Annotated in this window: 18 protein-coding genes and 1 riboswitch; of the genes, 6 read left to right on the top strand and 12 right to left on the bottom strand. The window is 53.6% G+C overall.

Annotated features, from left to right (window positions below; translation table 11 throughout):
• The 3 genes from ACLTX1_RS11470 to ACLTX1_RS11460 form a co-directional block, all read left to right on the top strand.
• Positions 1 to 221 (top strand): hypothetical protein (locus ACLTX1_RS11470; protein WP_412330961.1); only part of this gene is annotated, 221 nt, incomplete at its 5' end.
• A gap of 3 nt (positions 222 to 224) precedes the next feature.
• Positions 225 to 1,070 carry a helix-turn-helix transcriptional regulator gene (locus ACLTX1_RS11465; RefSeq protein ID WP_308449081.1) on the top strand — a complete coding sequence of 282 codons (846 nt, stop codon included), beginning with the start codon at positions 225 to 227 and terminating at the stop codon, positions 1,068 to 1,070.
• A complete protein-coding gene (locus ACLTX1_RS11460) occupies positions 1,051 to 1,713 on the top strand; it encodes a sigma-70 family RNA polymerase sigma factor (protein ID WP_308449080.1) in 663 nt (220 codons plus the stop codon). The genes ACLTX1_RS11465 and ACLTX1_RS11460 overlap by 20 nt, the downstream gene beginning before the upstream one ends.
• A 431-nt stretch (positions 1,714 to 2,144) precedes the next feature.
• Here ACLTX1_RS11460 and ACLTX1_RS11455 read toward each other — a convergent pair whose 3' ends face one another.
• From ACLTX1_RS11455 to ACLTX1_RS11430, 6 genes are all read right to left on the bottom strand, one after another.
• Complete coding sequence (locus ACLTX1_RS11455; RefSeq protein ID WP_308449079.1) at positions 2,145 to 3,029, bottom strand: Sir2 silent information regulator family NAD-dependent deacetylase; 885 nt, start codon at positions 3,027 to 3,029, stop codon at positions 2,145 to 2,147.
• Positions 2,983 to 3,753 (bottom strand): protein-ADP-ribose hydrolase, encoded by a 771-nt coding sequence (locus ACLTX1_RS11450; protein ID WP_343284813.1) that lies wholly within the window; start codon positions 3,751 to 3,753, stop codon positions 2,983 to 2,985. The genes ACLTX1_RS11455 and ACLTX1_RS11450 overlap by 47 nt, the downstream gene beginning before the upstream one ends.
• A gap of 2 nt (positions 3,754 to 3,755) precedes the next feature.
• A complete protein-coding gene (locus tag ACLTX1_RS11445; protein WP_308449077.1) occupies positions 3,756 to 4,364 on the bottom strand; it encodes a 4Fe-4S binding protein in 609 nt (202 codons plus the stop codon).
• Positions 4,365 to 4,368: 4 nt separating this feature from the next.
• Positions 4,369 to 5,073 carry an ECF transporter S component gene (locus tag ACLTX1_RS11440; RefSeq protein ID WP_158559034.1) on the bottom strand — a complete coding sequence of 235 codons (705 nt, stop codon included), beginning with the start codon at positions 5,071 to 5,073 and terminating at the stop codon, positions 4,369 to 4,371.
• Positions 5,058 to 5,175: riboswitch (FMN riboswitch) on the bottom strand. It overlaps the preceding gene by 16 nt.
• 15 nt (positions 5,176 to 5,190) lie before the next feature.
• Complete coding sequence (locus tag ACLTX1_RS11435; protein WP_308449076.1) at positions 5,191 to 5,586, bottom strand: pyridoxamine 5'-phosphate oxidase family protein; 396 nt, start codon at positions 5,584 to 5,586, stop codon at positions 5,191 to 5,193.
• 110 nt (positions 5,587 to 5,696) lie between these two features.
• Positions 5,697 to 6,602, bottom strand: coding sequence for a nuclear transport factor 2 family protein (locus ACLTX1_RS11430; protein WP_308449075.1), 906 nt, complete (start codon positions 6,600 to 6,602; stop codon positions 5,697 to 5,699).
• Positions 6,603 to 6,822: 220 nt separating this feature from the next.
• Here ACLTX1_RS11430 and ACLTX1_RS11425 point away from each other — a divergent pair, with 220 nt between their 5' ends.
• The gene (locus ACLTX1_RS11425; RefSeq protein ID WP_117918533.1) at positions 6,823 to 7,146 is read left to right on the top strand and encodes a winged helix-turn-helix transcriptional regulator; all 324 of its coding nucleotides are present in this window, start codon (positions 6,823 to 6,825) and stop codon (positions 7,144 to 7,146) included.
• A 54-nt stretch (positions 7,147 to 7,200) separates the two neighbouring features.
• On the opposite strand, the gene rlmD is transcribed toward ACLTX1_RS11425, so the two are convergent.
• The 3 genes from rlmD to ACLTX1_RS11410 form a co-directional block, all read right to left on the bottom strand.
• Positions 7,201 to 8,103, bottom strand: coding sequence for a 23S rRNA (uracil(1939)-C(5))-methyltransferase RlmD (rlmD, locus tag ACLTX1_RS11420; protein WP_412330963.1), 903 nt, complete (start codon positions 8,101 to 8,103; stop codon positions 7,201 to 7,203).
• Positions 8,104 to 8,106: 3 nt separating this feature from the next.
• Positions 8,107 to 8,832: a class I SAM-dependent RNA methyltransferase gene (locus tag ACLTX1_RS11415; protein WP_412330960.1), complete on the bottom strand. Its 726-nt coding sequence runs from the start codon at positions 8,830 to 8,832 to the stop codon at positions 8,107 to 8,109.
• Between the two features lie 398 nt (positions 8,833 to 9,230).
• Positions 9,231 to 10,181, bottom strand: coding sequence for a D-2-hydroxyacid dehydrogenase (locus tag ACLTX1_RS11410; protein ID WP_412330959.1), 951 nt, complete (start codon positions 10,179 to 10,181; stop codon positions 9,231 to 9,233).
• A gap of 405 nt (positions 10,182 to 10,586) precedes the next feature.
• Here ACLTX1_RS11410 and purF point away from each other — a divergent pair, with 405 nt between their 5' ends.
• A complete protein-coding gene (purF, locus tag ACLTX1_RS11405; protein WP_343284793.1) occupies positions 10,587 to 12,026 on the top strand; it encodes an amidophosphoribosyltransferase in 1,440 nt (479 codons plus the stop codon).
• Between the two features lie 328 nt (positions 12,027 to 12,354).
• Entirely contained in the window at positions 12,355 to 12,861 is a 507-nt protein-coding gene (locus ACLTX1_RS11400; protein ID WP_308449070.1) for a GNAT family N-acetyltransferase, read from the top strand.
• 282 nt (positions 12,862 to 13,143) lie between these two features.
• On the opposite strand, the gene ACLTX1_RS11395 is transcribed toward ACLTX1_RS11400, so the two are convergent.
• From ACLTX1_RS11395 to ilvC, 3 genes are all read right to left on the bottom strand, one after another.
• Positions 13,144 to 14,322, bottom strand: a complete 1,179-nt coding sequence (locus ACLTX1_RS11395; RefSeq protein ID WP_308449069.1) for an ATP-binding protein — start codon at positions 14,320 to 14,322, stop codon at positions 13,144 to 13,146.
• The gene (ilvD, locus tag ACLTX1_RS11390; RefSeq protein WP_176821063.1) at positions 14,322 to 15,977 is read right to left on the bottom strand and encodes a dihydroxy-acid dehydratase; all 1,656 of its coding nucleotides are present in this window, start codon (positions 15,975 to 15,977) and stop codon (positions 14,322 to 14,324) included. Before ilvD ends, ACLTX1_RS11395 begins: the two co-directional genes overlap by 1 nt.
• 135 nt (positions 15,978 to 16,112) lie before the next feature.
• Positions 16,113 to 17,132 (bottom strand): ketol-acid reductoisomerase, encoded by a 1,020-nt coding sequence (ilvC, locus tag ACLTX1_RS11385; RefSeq protein WP_308449147.1) that lies wholly within the window; start codon positions 17,130 to 17,132, stop codon positions 16,113 to 16,115.
• Positions 17,133 to 17,155 lie beyond the last annotated feature (23 nt).

The following is a 17,155-nucleotide window of genomic DNA, read 5'->3' as shown; positions in this document are numbered from 1 at the left end:
GAGGGCGAATGCGAATGAAATACCTGTCAACCTTTGAAGCAGCAGAGAAATGGGGCATCTCCCATCGGCGCGTGAACGTTCTCTGTAATGAGGGGCGCATCACCGGCGCACAGCGGGCAGGAAGCCGCTGGATTATCCCGGCGGATGCAGAAAAGCCTGCCGATGCCAGAATCCGAAGCGGAAAATATATCAAAAAGCCGACAGAGGAAAGGGGGACATAAGCGATGGCGAACACCTTTTTACCCGGTACTGTCCGGGAGCGCATTGCCGATCTGATGAAATACCATAAAGTATCCCAGACAGACCTTGCGCTGAAAATCGGCTGCGGAGACAGCTTACTCAGCCGGTTTCTGACCGGAAAGACGGACAAGCTCGGAGACGAGAATATCATCCGTATTGCCAGAGCTTTTAATGTCTCCACCGACTTTCTTTTAGGCATAACCAATGTCCCTGACAAAAAGAATTATGCCATTGACGAGCTTGGCTTATCTGCACAGGCGGCAAGAAACCTCTATGCCGGAAAAGCAAACGCTCAGGTAGTCAATTACCTGCTGGAAAGCCCTCGTTTTCTTGATTTGACCTACATATTGGAGCAGTATTTCAACGATACGGTTGCCGCCGGGTATGCTGCACAGAACCAGCTATATACGACTATCAGTAGCCTGACGCGGAAAACGGTAAAAACGGAAGCTGGCGAACAAGCTGCACGGGACATCGCACATCTGAGAACATCAGTTTATCAAGCTGACCTTGTCACCATTGAAAATCAGTTTATGCTGGCGGTCAAGGAAGTGAAAAAGGAAATCGGCAATGACTTTGCTGCCATGCAGTCGATGACCGCAGAGCAAGCTAAAAGAATGTTTACAGAGGTTGCAAAGGGACAGGATATGACAAATCCAACCATTACACCGGAGCAGGTATCTGATCTGATTATCGGCAGTGTGGCTGGCTTGGATGGTGTCAATCGGGATGCGTTGAATACGCTTGGACAGGCGTTGACTGGCTTTTTCCAGACCACCTTAGAGCAAGCCCCATTACAGGAGAAGGGCGATGAAGAAGCAGGACAATGAGCAGCTTTGTGCGCTGGCTCAAAAAGGGGACACAGAGGCTCGTGACCTTCTTCTGAAAAACAATATGGGTTTCATCCGCAAAACCGCCAATGAGATTTATATGAAGTCCAATCTGGCAGAGAGTGACCTCAGTACAGAAACCAGCGATCTGGAACAGGAGGGCTGCCTCGGTCTGCTGACCGCCATTCCCCTCTTTGACAGCAGTAAGGGCATCAAGTTTTTGACTTACGCCGCACCGTTCATCCGCAACACCATGACCGACCTGATACGGGATGTTTTCTCCCAATATGAGCAGAGAATGACCAGCACCACAGACGGACTTGCCTTGCAGAAAATCCGGTTGGATGAGATCCTTCCCGGTGAGGAACGGCTGATGCGCATTGAAGCCATTGCTGATCCGACCGTCAAATCTCCGGAACAGATTTATGTGGACAAAGAAACCATGCGTGAGCTGTACGAAGGTTTGGGCAGACTTTCCGAGCGTGAGCAAGCCTATCTGCTGTACCGCTATGGCTTTACGGACGATGTGGAGCATACGATGATCGGCTCAGCAATTCATTTCAATCTGCGGGAGAGCCGCGCAAAGACGTTAGAAGATACTGCGATGGACAACCTCTGGCTGGAACTGCCGTGGTGGTTTTAGTGTGTCGCTGCGGCGGGACGAGGGCGGTATATACCTCTGCTTCCTTCTCCGGCCAGTCGGATTTTGCTTCTCAAAAATCCTGCATTTGTGTCACCTTGGTGTCACAAAATCCGCCTGTCCTACTGCCGCAGAAAAGTGTCTGTCAACCGCTATCTGCCCGTACAGCAGATGGCGAAGCCAGCCCCTTTCCCGCGTCAGCCGGAAGCAAAGGTATAACACACTAGACTTTGCAAGCAAAATCGTGTGCCAACAGGGATGCTCGCGCCCCTATTGGAAACCCTGCGTCAAAGGGGATTCCCCCCCTCTGAACACCCCATATTTTCTTCGCTGCGAGTACCCAAGCTGTAAAAATACAGTTTGGAACACCTGCTCAGAAAATGCAAAAGAAGCAGTTCTATCACACAATACGTGCGTGGTAGAACTGCTTTCTTTTATTGAATTGCAGCATCAGACAGGCTCTGCAAAACCTGTCCAATATCTGCATTCATGCAGATTGATCGTTGCTCAATTTCTTGAGGGCAAACTGCCTGACCTTGGTTGATGCAGGCGTAGGTAGCTTCTGGATTCTTGGCTGTCATCTGCCAGAAAGGGTACTTAATGATGACTGGGGTATTGTAGCCTACGCCTAATTCAAGGAAGAGAATTTTGCCACCCGTACGGGTACGGAGAAAATCCTCATACCGTTCTGCTGCTCTGTGCCAGCCCTCGTCCTCCACAAAGGTATCATCGCTGCGGAGGTTCATGGTCATGGGTTTCCCACAGTGGGGGCAGACCGGGAGCAGCTCTGACGGGATTTTCATGTCCTCCTGCCGTTTGACCATTTCGAGGATCACGGCTTCGTTATCAAAGGTTTCCTGACAGCACGGCTCACTGCACTGGAATAGGCCATAATCGCCCTGCGTGTAGAACAGCCGCTTCTTGTCAAAGCCAGCCTTCTGAAAGCAGTGATCAACGTTCGTGGTGATGACAAAATAATCCTTGTCCTGTACCAGCTTTAAGATGGCATCATAGACCGGTTTGGGGGCATCCATATAGCGGTTGATGTAGATGTATCGGCTCCAATACGCCCAATGCTCCTCCGGCGTGGCAAACGGGAAAAAGCCGCCGGAATACATATCTTGGATACCGTACTTTGCCGCAAAGTCGGAAAAGTATTTTTCAAACCGTTCGCCGGTGTAGGTGAAGCCCGCCGCCGTGGACAGTCCGGCTCCGGCTCCGATCACCACGGCATCACAGTCCTGTAATGCTGCTTTCAGCCGTTCCATCGGCTCAGAGCAGCTTTTCGTAGATGGCTTTGTCCAAATCCTTGAAAACATTGAAGATCACCTTCTTGACGCTGGTTTGCTTTTTGAGATATTCTTTGACCGTCCGAACCGCGATTTCTGCCGCCAGATCGTTTGGAAAATGAAACTCCCCTGTGGAAATACAGCAGAACGCCACGCTTTCCAGATCGTTTTCTGCCGCCAGCTCCAAGCACGAGCGATAGCAGGAGGCAAGCAGTTCTTTGTCCTCTTTGGTTACTCGACCGCTGATGATCGGACCGACCGTATGCAGCACATAGCGGCAGGGCAGATTAAACGCCGGGGTGATTTTCGCCTGTCCGGTGGGTTCGGGATAGCCCTGCTGTTCCATCAGTTGCTCACAGGTAAGGCGCAGTTCTACACCCGCAAAGGTGTGAATGGCGTTGTCAATGCAGCGATGGTTGGGAATATAGCAGCCGGTCATGCCGGAGTTTGCCGCGTTGACGATGGCATCGCACTTGAGCGTCGTAATATCGCCCTGCCAGAGATACAGCCCCGGCTGAATGGGTGTCAGGTCGGCAATATCCGTGATACCCTTTGCGGCGGTTTCGTCTTGCAGATAGGCGTCCTGCACTTGCAGAAAATCCGCACCAATGCGCACCGGTCTACGGACATTCATCAGCCCGCGCAGTAAAATATTCTGCCGCTCGGAATCCGCCGGGATGATCTGCTTCTGACAGGAGGGACGTTCGTTCAGCAGAGATTGTATGAGAAACAGTCTTTTTTCGCTCTGGTTCATAGTCAAACCCTCTTTTCGATAACCTGTTTAGGGCAGGTTTCCGCACACCGCCCGCAGTGCAGGCAGCGGTGCTGGTCGATGACCACCGGCTTCTTGGTAATGTCGATGCACTTCTGCGGGCAGACGGAGTAGCACAGCTTGCAGCCGATGCAGCCTTCGCCCACATAGTAACCCGGTGCTTCCTGTGCCGCTTTGCCGATGGTGAAGCTGTCCCGGACGATGTGTGCCGGGTCGCTGATGTCAAAATACTCCCCGTCCGCTTCGTACAAGCAGAACACCTCTAACGCACTGCGGGTATCGCCGGGATAGATGGACTGCATATAAGTGTTTTTCTCGAAAATCTCATCCAGCTTCTCGCTGCCGATATTCCTGATCTTGCCCCGCAGGGAGATCGAGATTTTGTCCTTTGTGGCGGACAGGGCGATGAAGCCTTGCTCCATGAGTTGGGCGTAGAACGCCTTGCCCTTGGCGGTGAGAAAATACACACCCTGTTCATCCCACAGCATCATGTCGATCACGCGGGTCTGGGGGTGGCTGTCTGCACCGATGGTGGCAATGGTGGTGGAGTGGATGCTCTCCACCAGCAGTTTCAGATAATCTTGTTTCGTCATACCGTCAACGTCCTTTCAGGATCGGCGTGAGCCGTTTATAGATCAGCATCGTCACGCCGCCGATGACGAGCCCTTTCAGCAGATTAAAGGGGAACGCATTGAACAGTACCACATCCAGCTTGGTATGGATAAAAGGCAGGAACTCGGCAAAGGAGGCAATGAGCTGATCCAGTGGCATAAAGTTCTCAAACAGCGGCAGCAGGATGAAGTAATTTGCCAGTGCTGCGGCGATACCCATAACGACGCTTGCAAGGACGCAGGCGGCCAGCGCAGTTTTCTTCGTTTTATGGCGTTTATAGATGAAACCCGCAGTGACCACATAGGCTGCGCCCATCAGGAAGTTGGCGATCTCGCCAATGCCTCCGGTGGAGGTGGTCAGAAGCTGCAAGGCGTTTTTGACAAGTTCAATCAGCAGACCGGAGAGCGGTCCAAAGGCAAATGCGCCGATGAGTGCAGGAAGGTCAGATAAGTCCATTCTCGCAAAGGACGGCGAGAGAGGAACGGGAAACTCCACAAAGGCCAGCAGATAAGCGACTGCGGACAGCATGGCGGTCATGGAGATGGTACGGACGGAAAGAACAGCGGTCTTTCTGCTTTTTTCGATGGAAACGGTATTCATGATTGCTCCTTGGAAAAGATATGCTGGGATTTGAAACAGCCCCACAGGACGGGTTTTCCTGCGGGGCTGCTTCCTCATATCTTCTTTCATCCGGACTATACCGTCGGTTGCGGAGTTTCACCACATCGGGCGCTTTTGCGCTTCGCAGACTTTACTGCCGGTCAGGGATTTCACCTTGCCCCGAAGATGTTGAATTGAGAGAGTTTCTTAGAACTCGTAGGGAGGGTTGCCGGAGAAGTCAGCGATAACGCCGTGGGCATTATCCAGATAGAACACCTCAAAGATGGGGTTGGTGGACTCGCCGTACTGGCCCTTCACGATGGGGTTCTGGATGCACATTTCCTTGGCGGCCATGTTATTCTCGAACACAGCCTTGCCGTGCAGACGAATCCACGCATACTCCGGGCTGGAAACCGAAATTTCGATCTCCGGATTTTCCCGCATATCCTTGTAGACGTCCTTGGTGTTGTTGGTGCAGAACCACAGCTTGCCGTCCAGCTCGCCCGCGAACATGAAGGGACGGCACTTTGCCTTGCCGTCACGACCGACGGTAGCAAGATACTGCACAGGGTTGGCATTCAGAAATTCTACGACTTTATTCATGATAAGTACCTCCGTAATTTGTTTTTTCTCTTGATGCTTTGATTGTAATGCGATTTGTACGACTTGTGAAGCACGCACAATATTGTGGTATGGTTACCTCCGGGTAACAATTAGAACTTGCCGTTCTGATTCTGCCAGGTGGACTGGTCTGCGATGGTCTCCATCACATCCCAATGCTCGGCGATCTTGCCATTCTCCACGCGCCACAGGTCATAGTAGCTGGTGGGTGTACCGCCGAAGGTACCCTCGCTGACGGCAAGGACGAAGTTACCCTCCGCCAGAACCATGTGGACTTCATCGTACACCATGGAAATGCCCTGCTCCGCCAGAGCGCCCAGTGCGGCATTCAGACCGGACACACCATCGGCAATGCCGCTGTTGTGCTGGATGTAGGCATCACCATCAAAGTAATCCGGGGTCTTATCGAGGTTGTTGCCCTGCATGACATCGTAGAGGAAATTCTTGACCAGCTCCCGGTTTTCCTCGGTCTTATCCAGATCCGTGACCTCCATCGTGCCGTCCATCTGGGTGTGACCGGAGGGATTCGGCTCGGCCAGCGCCGCCAGATTGTCCCAATGCTCGGCAATCTTGCCGTCTCCGTCAAAGCGGAAGATGTCAAAGGCGACCTGCTCACCGGCACCGGCAAAATTGTAAATCGTCTGCAAGAACACCTTGTCGCCGTCCTCAAAAGCACGGATGTTGTTCACAGTGGTTTTCACATCGGCGGATGCGAGATATTCCACGGAACCGATAAAGGCATCCGCACCGGTGCCGTATGCCAGATTGTGCTGGATGTAGCCATCCGCCAACAGGCTGCGGGCGGTGTCCGTATCGCCGGTGGCAAAGGTGTTGATGAGCGCCAGCGCCTTTTCGGTCTGGCTCTGCTCCTGCTGGACAGGTGCAGTCTGCTGGGTGTTTTCAGCGGGTGTTTTGGTAGCAGCGTCCTTGGAGCCGCAGCCGGTGAGAGCTGTGCCGATCATGGCAAGAGCCAGCGCGAGGGAAAGAATTTTTTTCATTTTGAGTAACCTCCTTGGTAATTGGGCTTGCTTTCGTTTGCCTCTGGCATTATAATAATGCCGTAGCCCCAATTCGTAAAGTAAGCACAATATTGTGCCGTAGTTACCAAATAGAAACTAATGGGTAGTTACCAGAAAGAAACGATTGCGCCGTTCCTGGGTTTTCCGGCAATTTGGCGCTTGAAAAAATTTTTATGGGAGGGATTCAAATATGAGCGAAATGACCGCAAAAGCCACTCTTCCTGCCTGTCCTGTGGAGACCACGCTGACCCTCATCGGGGATAAGTGGAAGGTGCTGATTCTGCGTGACCTGATGCCGGGAACGAAGCGGTTCGGGGAACTGAAAAAGTCCGTAGGCAATGTGTCTCAGAAGGTCTTGACCGCCCAACTCCGGGCGATGGAGGAAAACGGGCTTGTCCACCGTGAGGTCTACGCCGAAGTACCGCCGAGAGTGGAGTATTCGCTGACGGAACTCGGTAAAAGCCTGAAGCCCATTCTGGATTCCATGCAGGCTTGGGGCGAAGCATATAAGGCCAAACAGTAAAAAACCCGAAGCAGTACCTTTACCGTGCTGCTTCGGGTTTTCCTTATGTTGAAGTCAAATCATTCCAAAATGTTTCAACGCCTCCGTAATTGCCTTTTCCTTCTCTGGCGGGCACTGGGGCTGCTTGACGTTTTCAGACTTTGTCTTGTTGTAATTCTCACGCTCGATGATGCCGTACTTCTGCTTCACCTGTGCGATATACAGACTGCTGACCTTCAAGCCACTATGTTCAAGAACGTAATCCTTGATCTGACCATAGGTTGCCGTCCCTCTTTTATCCTGCACCAGTTCCTCAACATCCACATCAATGTTGATATGTACTGCCGGTTTTCTCAGAACTAACTGACATACCGTCTCCACATGCGCGGTACATGGGAACATATCGACGGGGGTGACGGCCTCAATATTATAGTCCTCGGCGGTAAACTGCTTTAAATCGCGGGCGAGGGTGGCGGGGTCGCAGGAGACGTAGACGACGCGCATGGGGCGCATGGCGGCGATGGTCGTGATAACGGCGGCATCGCAGCCCTTGCGCGGAGGATCAATGACGATGACATCGGGGCGCTCGCCGCGCTCGTAGAGGATGCGCGCGGCGTCTTTGGCGTCACCGCAAAGGAACTCGGCGTTCGTGACATGGTTGTGCGCGGCGTTTTTGCGGGCATTTTCAACAGCGGAGGGGATAATCTCCGAGCCGATGAGCTTCTTCGCGCGGCTCGCCATGGAAAGACCGATGGTGCCGGTGCCGCAGTAGAGGTCAAGCAGCGTTTCCGCACCTGTAAGCCCGGCGTACTCTGCGGCCTTGTTGTAAAGCGCCTCCGCCTGCGTGCGGTTCACCTGATAAAACGCGTGGGGCGAAATTTCAAACTCCAGCCTGCAGAGCGTATCGCGGATCGTGGGCTTGCCCCACAGCGTGCGCAGCTCGCGACCCAAAACGACATGTGTGCGCTCGCGGTTGATGTTTCACACAATGCCGGTAATTTCCGGCACAGCCTTGCGCAGCATTTTGACGAGCAAGTCTTCCCCGTGCAGCTTTGCGCCGTTCGCGACGATGCACACGAGCACCTCACCGCTCTTTTCGCCGCAGCGCATGTAAAGGTGGCGCAGAACGCCGCTGTGCGCCGCTTCATCGTAGATGCTCTCCCCGCTCAGTTTTTGCCACGCGCGGAACGCTTCCGCCGCGCGATCAAACACCTCGGGCTGCAAAAGGCAAGTGTGCGTGTCGATGATACGGTGGGAATTCACGGCGTAAAAGCCCATTTGCATTTCGCCGTTTTTAGAAAGCCCGATGGGCAGCTGGCATTTGTTGCGGTAGCGCGTGCGGGACGGCGCGCCGAGGATCGGCTCCATGGGGATATTTTCAAGGCCGCCGATGCGCTCCAAGGCGTCGCGGACACGCTGCGTTTTGATCTTCAGCTCCGCTTCATACGTGATGTGGCGGTAAACGCAGCCGCCGCACGGGCCTGCAATGGGACAATCCGGTATGGTGCGATCGGGCGACGGCGTAAGCAGCTCCTCGAGCCGCCCGAATGCGTACTTTTTGAGGACTTTTACGACGCGCACGACGCAGCGGTCGCCCACGGCGGTACCGGGCACGAACACGGCCATGCCATCTGCGCGGCAGATGCCGCTGCCCTCGGCGGTCATGGCGGTGATCTCCGCTTCAAACAAATCATTTTTCTTTATCATGGAAAAACCTCCGTCAAACACAAAATTCTCTTTTTCATGCATAAAGCAGAGAACATGCGGGTAATTTAAGGGTGAGATACGATTTCAAACGGGTTATGTGGAAAAACGCGGTCAATTTATATGTGCAAAATATACACAAATTTTTATTTTGATTTGTGCGACAATAGCAAAAGGGAGATTGTTTCAGAAACCGTTGACAATCGATATTTCAGTCGCTATAATAGAGACATAACAAATGACAACGAGCTCTGCGGTAAACGTTACCGCGACTTTTCAATACAACTCCTCCCCAAAAGAGAGCAAAAGGCGAGATTCATTTCTCGCCTTTTGCTCTTTTTTGCATTACTTTTTACAGAAGGCTTTTGAAGTCTCCGCAAAAAGCGAAAAGAGCGGTAAAATCACGAAACGACGTTCTGCGGCGTGCCGTTCCGGAACGCTTTCAGGTTCTCGGCGACAGTCTTAATGAGACGGGCGCGCGCGTCTCGGGACGCCCACGCGATGTGCGGCGTGACGATACAGTTTTTGGCGGTGAGCAGCGGGTCATCCTTTTTCGGCGGCTCGTGCACAAGGACGTCAAGCCCCGCTCCGGCGATGCGGCCACTATTCAGCGCCTCGGCAAGGGCAGCTTCGTCCACAACTGCGCCGCGCGCCGTATTGATAAGGAACGCAGTGGGCTTCATCAGGTTAAGGCGCTCCGCATTCACAAGCCCGCGGGTCTCGTCCGTGAGCGGGCAATGCAGCGAGACGACATCGGCATTTTTGAAAAGCGCGTCGAGCTCCGCCCACTGATAACGCTCGGGCAGCTCCCGTTTCGTGCGGCTGTATACGAGAATTTTCATGCCGAGCGCCGCGCCGAGCTTTGAGACGGTCTGCCCGATATGTCCGAAGCCGACGATGCCGAGCGTTTTGCCGTACAGCTCAAACAGCGGGTGCGTGCTGTGGCTCATCGTTTCGGCCTTATCCCAGTCGCCGCCGCGGGTGGCGGCGCTTATTTTTTCGGTGTGATTGCACAGCTCCAAAAGCAGCGCAAACGCCTGCTGCGCGACGGTCTCCACGCAATAAAGCGGCACATTGCACACGGTGATGCCCAGTTCTCCTGCGGCTTTGACATCGACAGTATTATATCCCGTTGCAAGAAGGCCGATAAAGCGCAGCTTCGGTAATTTCTGCATGATTTCGCGGCTTATAACATTGCGGTTCAAGATAACAGCTTCGGCGTTCTTTGCGCGCTCCACGATTTCTTCGGGCTTAGTGGAGTCATACACGGTGACGCTGCCGAGCGCCCTGAGCGGCGCCCACGAGACGTCGCCGGGGTTTGTAGAGCCGCCGTCCAAAATAACGATATGCATAGCGAGGTCCTTTCTGTCTTTCATTTTTTATCCTACATGTAAAAATGTGTTATGGCTCTTTCTAACGGCCGTTTCTGACCGCCGTTTAAAAAACCTTTGATAGGGTTTCTTACGGCTGAACAGTCCCCCGGACTGTTCGGGCTCGTCGTTTCTTTCGCTTGCTATTATACCGCATTTTGTTTTTTGTTTCAACGATTTTGCGCGCCGTTTGTCAAAGGATTTTGTCATCCTCTACACATATTTGCAGTTTTTAAAACTTAGAATTGCAATTTCACAAAAATCCGATTATAATAATTCTGTTAAGCGGGAAACGTTTTCACGGCGTTTGCCGCCTGTGTATTTTCGGCAGATAAACTGAACACAAACAGCAGAATACCGCGGTTTGCGGAGGAACGGGGGACTTCTATGAACTACGATCGAACACCATTTGAAACGGACAAGCCCGGCGAGGAATGCGGTGTTTTCGGCGCATACGATTTTGACGGACACGACATTTCTTCTTCCATTTATTACGGATTATTCGCCTTGCAGCACCGCGGACAGGAAAGCTGCGGCATCGCCGTCAGCGACACCGAGGGCCCCAAAGGCAAGGTGGATTACTACAAGGACATGGGCCTTGTAAACGAGGTATTCGACGAGGAGCGTCTCAATCGCCTGCACGGCAATATCGGCGTGGGCCATGTGCGCTACTCCACCGCCGGCGCGAGCAACCGCGAAAACGCGCAGCCGCTCATCATCCACTATATCAAGGGCACGCTGGCCGTAGCGCACAACGGCAACCTGACAAATGCCGTTGACCTCCGCGAAAAGCTAAAGTACAGCGGCGCTATTTTCCAGACGACCATCGATTCCGAGACGATCGCCTACTACATCGCACGCGAGCGCGTGCAGACGAAAAACGTGCAGGAGGCCGTCAGCCGCACGATGGACAAAATTGAGGGTGCCTATGCCCTCGCGGTCATGTCCCCCCGCAAGTTGATCGGCGCGCGCGATCCCTATGGCTTCAAGCCCCTATGTATCGGCAAGCGCGACAACACGTATTTCCTCTCCAGCGAGACCTGTGCGCTTGACGCCGTGGGCGCGGAATTCGTCCGCGACGTAGAGCCGGGCGAGATTGTCACCATCACGCCGAACGGCATTCTCTCCGACAAATCGCACTGCCTTCCCGCCGAAAAGCAGGGACGCTGCATTTTTGAGTACATTTATTTCGCCCGCCCGGACAGCCGCATTGACGGCATCAACGTGTATTCCGCACGTCTGCTTGCCGGCCGTTTCCTCGCGAAAGATTCCCCCGTGGATGCGGACATCGTCGTCGGCGTGCCGGAATCCGGCAACGCGGCAGCACAGGGCTACGCCATGGAATCCGGCATCCCCTACGGCACGGCATTCGTGAAAAACAACTACGTCGGCCGCACATTCATCAAACCGAAGCAGAGCAGCCGTGAATCCAGCGTGCGCGTTAAATTAAATGTCCTGCGCGAGGTTGTCAAGGATAAGCGCGTCATCCTCATCGATGACTCCATCGTGCGCGGCACGACGAGCGACCAGATTGTGAACATGCTGAAAGACGCAGGCGCAAAAGAGGTGCACATGCGCATCAGCTCGCCCCCGTTCCTGTGGCCGTGTTACTTCGGCATCGATGTGCCGGAGCGCCACCAGCTTATCGCCTATAATCACACGGTCGACGAGATCTGCAAGGAGATCGGCGCAGATACGCTCGGTTATTTACGTTTAGAGCGTCTGCCGGAAATGGTGAACGGCCTCGGCATCTGCACGGGCTGCTTTACGGGTAACTACCCCATTCCCGCCCCGAAAGACGACATCCGCGGCGAATACGAAGCGTAATGCGTTTCTGTCGGCGAAAAGGCTCTGCTCACAAACGCGTGGTGGATTATCGTCATTCCCGGCGTGTTCCTCATCGCAACACTCCTTTGCATCACCAGTCTCGGCAGTACCCTGCAAACGGGTTCGAGCCGCCGCCACAGCAATTTGTAAAATCAAATTTACCTGTATACACAAAAACGCTCCCGGCATAAATGTAGATGTCCATAAAACAGCATCAATCCCGGCAGTAATGTCTGCCGGGATTGTTCTTGCCGTACATTGAAGCCATATGATATGATTAAACAGACTGATAAACTTGAGTTTATTTGATTAAGGAGAATTGAAAATAATGTTGGAATTAAAAAGATTGTCAGTTGATGATGGCTTAGATATTTACACAATGCTGCAAGAGATCCCTGCTGAAGAAAATGGATTAATTAACAAAGCCAACGGATTAACATTTGATGAGTATAAAGAATGGTTGATTGTAAAACAGAGGGATTCTGAGCAAGAAGGGATTGTAGATGGTTGGAAAGTGCCTTCTACAACTTTTTGGCTATATGCTGATGGTATTCCGGTTGGATTTGGTTCTGTCAGACATTTTTTGACTGAGGCATTGAGAAAAGCAGGAGGAAATATCGGGTACGGAATTGCACCAGCGTTTCGTGGAAAAGGATATGGAAAAGAACTGCTGAGATTATTGCTTAATGAAGCGAAAGGAATGGGAATAGATAAAGTGTTAGTAACCATTCTTTTAGATAACATAGCATCTCAAGCTGTGGCAATAGCAAACGGAGGTGTTGTTACTGAAAGAACTGACGAGAGAGTTTTCATTTGGATTGATACTAAGAAATAAAAAGGAAAATCAATTCCAATTTGTCAAACAGTAAGGGCGCACTTCTATACACCATTCGGTGTAGTGCGGTAATGTGCGATTTTGCACCGCATCCAAGCCTCCCGCGTCAGAGGGAGCCATGGATATTCTAGCCCTAACATAAAAAAAGAATCCGACCTTTGATTGCAGCCATAGGTCGGATTCACTTTTTTATGAGCAACCAGCTAAAAACCGGGAGCATTTTTCATTTCGTGTTTTAACGGCAAAGGTGCCGCTTCAAAAACAGTCTGCTGTATAAGGTTTTTATTCCGCCTTGGAAAGCAGTCCGTCGATGAACTGACGGGCAAGTCTCGCGGAGCGGTTGCCACGCTCCAGCGCAAAGCGCTCGGCGAGCAGCTCCAGTTCCTGCGTCGGCATATCGATGCCGTTTTCCTCCGCAAGGTGGCGCACGATGTGCAGAAACGTGTCCTTGTTCGGCTTGCTGAATGTCACGTGGATGCCGAAGCGCTCGGAAAGCGATGCGAGCTCCTGCATCGTATCGTTGCGGTGAATGTCATCGCCCTCACGGTCGGAGAACTTCTCCTTGATGATATGGCGGCGATTACTCGTCGCGTAGATTGCCACGTTCTGCGACTTCGCCGTAACGGAGCCCTCCAGCACCGCTTTCAGTGCATTGAAGTTATCGTCGTCCTTGAGGAACGAAAGGTCGTCGATGAACAGAATAAACTTCAGCGGGTTCGCAGAAAGCTCATCGAGAATTTTCGGGATAGACTGTAACTGATCCTTGCGCACCTCGATGATACGCAAACCCTCGCGCCACAGCGCATTGACGACGGCTTTCACCGTAGACGATTTACCCGTACCGGCGTCGCCCGTCAGCAAAATGTTCGCTGCGGGTTTACCCTCAAGCAGCGCCTTTGTGTTATCGATGATGATCTGGCGCTCGCGGGCGTAATCCACAAGGTCGGAAAGCTCCGTCTTGTCCGGGTTGCTGACCGGCACGATCTCGGCATTCTCGCCAAGGTAGAACATACGGTTTTTGGCGTAAATGCCGTAGCCGTACTTGCCGATGTTCTCGGTGCGCTCTGTGTAGCACGCTTTAATGTCCGGCGCTTCGCTGACAAAGCCGGGTAAAAAGCCCCTATACTCCATCGCGCTGCGCAGCGTTTCCGGCGTGAGCTCCGCCGTCATCTGCAGCGTTTTAAGCTCTTCCAAAACGGCCTCGCGCAGGTAAGCGGGGATCTCTTCCTTTTTGCCCACGGCCTGCACGTAGACGTTCTCGCTGTTTTCGCAGATTTCGCGCACATACGCGCCGAGTATGCCGCCGTTTGCGCGGTACAGCGCAGAGACGAACGACGCATACAGCGCCGGGGACGGCTCTGCGAGATACTTACGCAGACTATTTATAACCGCATCTTCCTGTAATTCTTTGAACACCGCCAGCGTGGAAAGGCGGATGCTCAACTCCTGTAAACTACCCATCAGTTCAAAATCGCCCCCGAAGCACCGCTGGAGACCAGCGCCGCATAGCGCTTCAGGTAGCCGGAAAGCTCTTTCTTCTTCGGCACAAAGTTCTTCATGCGTTCATTGAGGACAGCCTCGTCCACCTTCAGCTCAATTTTGTTCTCCGGAATATTGATGCTGATGATGTCGCCTTCCTCCACAACGCCGATGGGGCCGCCGGAAGCCGCTTCCGGGGAAACATGGCCAACGCACGCGCCGCGCGTTGCGCCGCTGAAACGGCCGTCCGTGATGAGCGCCACGCTGTTGCCGAGACCCATGCCCATGATAGCAGAGGTCGGGTTCAGCATCTCGCGCATACCGGGGCCGCCCTTCGGACCCTCATAGCGGATGACAACGACGTCGCCCGGTACGATCTTGCCCGCGTTGATGGCCGCCTGTGCGTCCTCCTCGCTCTCAAACACGCGTGCCGGGCCTTCATGCACAAGCATCTCCGGCAGAACGGCAGAGCGCTTTACAACGCTGCCCTCCGGCGCAAGATTACCGCGCAGCACGGCGATGCCGCCGGTCTGACTGTACGGATTCTCAATGGGACGGATAACGTCGTGGTTCAGGTTCACGCAATTCTTGATGTTCTCGCCGACGGTCTTGCCGGTCACGGTTATGCAGTCCGTGTGCAGCAAACCCTTTTTGCTCAGCTCATTCATCACAGCGTACACGCCGCCCGCTTCGTCAAGCTCTTCAATGTACGTTCTGCCCGCCGGTGCCAGATGGCACAGGTTCGGGGTCTTTTCGCTGATCCGGTTTGCGATGTCGAGGTTGATCTCGATGCCGCACTCGTGCGCGATGGCCGGCAGATGCAACATACTGTTCGTAGAGCAGCCGAGTGCCATATCGACCGTAAGAGCGTTCATAATGGCGTCCTTCGTCATGATGTCACGCGGGCGAATATTCTTTCTCAGCATATCCATGACCGCCATGCCTGCGTGCTTTGCAAGCTCGATACGTGCGGAGTATACCGCCGGGATGGTGCCGTTGCCGCGCAGACCCATGCCGAGGGCTTCAGTCAAGCAGTTCATGGAGTTTGCGGTGTACATGCCGGAGCAGGAGCCGCATGTCGGGCAGGTCTTGCACTCATATTCGCGCAGCTTTTCTTCGGTAATCTTACCGGCGTTGAATTCGCCCACCGCCTCCGAAATGGAGGAGAAGCTCGTTTTTGCACCGTCTACGTGGCCCGCAAGCATCGGACCGCCGCTGACGAACACCGTCGGCACATTAAGGCGCGCCGCCGCCATCAAAAGACCCGGCACGTTCTTGTCGCAGTTCGGCACCATGACGAGCGCATCAAAGCCGTGTGCCAATGCCATGGCTTCGGTGGAATCCGCAATGAGGTCGCGCGTGACGAGCGAATACTTCATGCCGGTGTGGCCCATTGCAATGCCGTCGCATACCGCGATCGCCGGGAAGACAATCGGCGTGCCGCCTGCCATCGCAACACCGATCTTTACGGCGTCCACAATTTTATCGATATTCATGTGGCCCGGGACGATCTCGTTATAGGAGCTGACGATGCCGACGAGCGGACGTTCGATCTCCTCCTCCGTGAGGCCCAGAGCATGGTACAGCGCACGGTGCGGCGCGTTCTGCGTACCGATTTTCAGAGAATCACTTTTCATTTTATTTCCTCGATCCGTGAAATTTTGGCTGTGGCGCGGCGTCCCACATGGAAAAACGCGCCGTGTGTAAATAGGGTTTAAGCCATAGAGGAAAACTCCCCTATGGCTATCCCCTTAAAACAGATTCCGTTCAAATCAGTTGTTGATGAGCTTATCCTCGTCGCTCCAGCTGTACAGCTTGCGGATATCCGCGCCCACAGCCTCGCTCGGATGCTCGGAAGCCAGCTTGCGCATTGCGTTGAAGTGTACCTGGCCGCCTGCGGAAGACATGTCGAGCAGGAAGTCCTTTGCGAAGGTGCCGTCCTGAATGTCCTTCAGGATCTTCTTCATGGTCTTCTTCGTCTCCTCGGTGATGATCTTCGGGCCGGTGATGTAATCGCCGTACTCTGCCGTGTTGGAGATGGAGTATCTCATGCCGGCAAAGCCGCTCTGGTAGATGAGGTCAACGATGAGCTTCATCTCGTGGATGCACTCAAAGTACGCGTTTCTCGGGTCATAGCCTGCCTCAACCAGCGTCTCGAAGCCGGCCTGCATCAGAGCGCAAACGCCGCCGCAGAGAACTGCCTGCTCACCGAAGAGGTCGGTCTCGGTCTCGGTACGGAACGTGGTCTCCAAAACGCCTGCTCTTGCGCCGCCGATACCGAGTGCATAAGCAAGGCCGATGTCCCAAGCGTCGCCCGTTGCATCCTGCTCGACCGCGATGAGGCACGGTACGCCCTTGCCTGCCTGATACTCGCTTCTGACCGTGTGACCCGGGCCCTTCGGCGCGATCATGATGACGTTGACGTTCTTCGGCGGCTTGATGCAGCCGAAGTGAATGTTAAAGCCGTGTGCAAATGCCAGGGTCTTGCCCTCGGTCAGGTTCGGCTCAATGCTCTCTTTGTACAGTGCAGCCTGCTTTTCATCGTTGATGAGAATCATGATGATGTCCGCAGCCTTTGCAGCCTCAGCGCTTGTCATGACCTTGAGGCCCTGTGCCTCGGCCTTTGCCCAGCTCTTGGAGCCTTCATACAGACCGACGATAACGTCAACGCCGCTGTCCTTCAGGTTCAGTGCATGTGCGTGACCCTGCGAGCCGTAGCCGATGATGGCAACGGTCTTGCCTGCGAGCTTCTGCAGATCGCAATCCTGCTGATAAAAAATTCTTGCCATGATAAATTACCTCTTTCTGTGCATGA

Source organism: Hominenteromicrobium sp. (assembly GCF_046974225.1).
Classification (GTDB): domain Bacteria; phylum Bacillota; class Clostridia; order Oscillospirales; family Acutalibacteraceae; genus Hominenteromicrobium; species Hominenteromicrobium mulieris.
Note: the sequence above shows the minus strand (reverse complement) of the source record. Positions and strands in the feature narration are given on the sequence as shown.

What these genes read in the sequence shown, in the direction of transcription:
- ACLTX1_RS11465 (WP_308449081.1), top strand. Translation starts at nt 225, where the DNA reads ATGGCGAACACCTTTTTACCCGGTACTGTCCGGGAGCGCATTGCCGAT.
- ACLTX1_RS11460 (WP_308449080.1), top strand. Translation starts at nt 1,051, where the DNA reads ATGAAGAAGCAGGACAATGAGCAGCTTTGTGCGCTGGCTCAAAAAGGG.
- ACLTX1_RS11455 (WP_308449079.1), bottom strand. Translation starts at nt 3,029, where the DNA reads ATGTTTTCAAGGATTTGGACAAAGCCATCTACGAAAAGCTGCTCTGAG.
- ACLTX1_RS11450 (WP_343284813.1), bottom strand. Translation starts at nt 3,753, where the DNA reads ATGAACCAGAGCGAAAAAAGACTGTTTCTCATACAATCTCTGCTGAAC.
- ACLTX1_RS11445 (WP_308449077.1), bottom strand. Translation starts at nt 4,364, where the DNA reads ATGACGAAACAAGATTATCTGAAACTGCTGGTGGAGAGCATCCACTCC.
- ACLTX1_RS11440 (WP_158559034.1), bottom strand. Translation starts at nt 5,073, where the DNA reads ATGAAAGAAGATATGAGGAAGCAGCCCCGCAGGAAAACCCGTCCTGTG.
- ACLTX1_RS11435 (WP_308449076.1), bottom strand. Translation starts at nt 5,586, where the DNA reads ATGAATAAAGTCGTAGAATTTCTGAATGCCAACCCTGTGCAGTATCTT.
- ACLTX1_RS11430 (WP_308449075.1), bottom strand. Translation starts at nt 6,602, where the DNA reads ATGAAAAAAATTCTTTCCCTCGCGCTGGCTCTTGCCATGATCGGCACA.
- ACLTX1_RS11425 (WP_117918533.1), top strand. Translation starts at nt 6,823, where the DNA reads ATGACCGCAAAAGCCACTCTTCCTGCCTGTCCTGTGGAGACCACGCTG.
- ACLTX1_RS11415 (WP_412330960.1), bottom strand. Translation starts at nt 8,832, where the DNA reads ATGATAAAGAAAAATGATTTGTTTGAAGCGGAGATCACCGCCATGACC.
- ACLTX1_RS11410 (WP_412330959.1), bottom strand. Translation starts at nt 10,181, where the DNA reads ATGCATATCGTTATTTTGGACGGCGGCTCTACAAACCCCGGCGACGTC.
- purF (WP_343284793.1), top strand. Translation starts at nt 10,587, where the DNA reads ATGAACTACGATCGAACACCATTTGAAACGGACAAGCCCGGCGAGGAA.
- ACLTX1_RS11400 (WP_308449070.1), top strand. Translation starts at nt 12,355, where the DNA reads ATGTTGGAATTAAAAAGATTGTCAGTTGATGATGGCTTAGATATTTAC.
- ACLTX1_RS11395 (WP_308449069.1), bottom strand. Translation starts at nt 14,322, where the DNA reads ATGGGTAGTTTACAGGAGTTGAGCATCCGCCTTTCCACGCTGGCGGTG.
- ilvD (WP_176821063.1), bottom strand. Translation starts at nt 15,977, where the DNA reads ATGAAAAGTGATTCTCTGAAAATCGGTACGCAGAACGCGCCGCACCGT.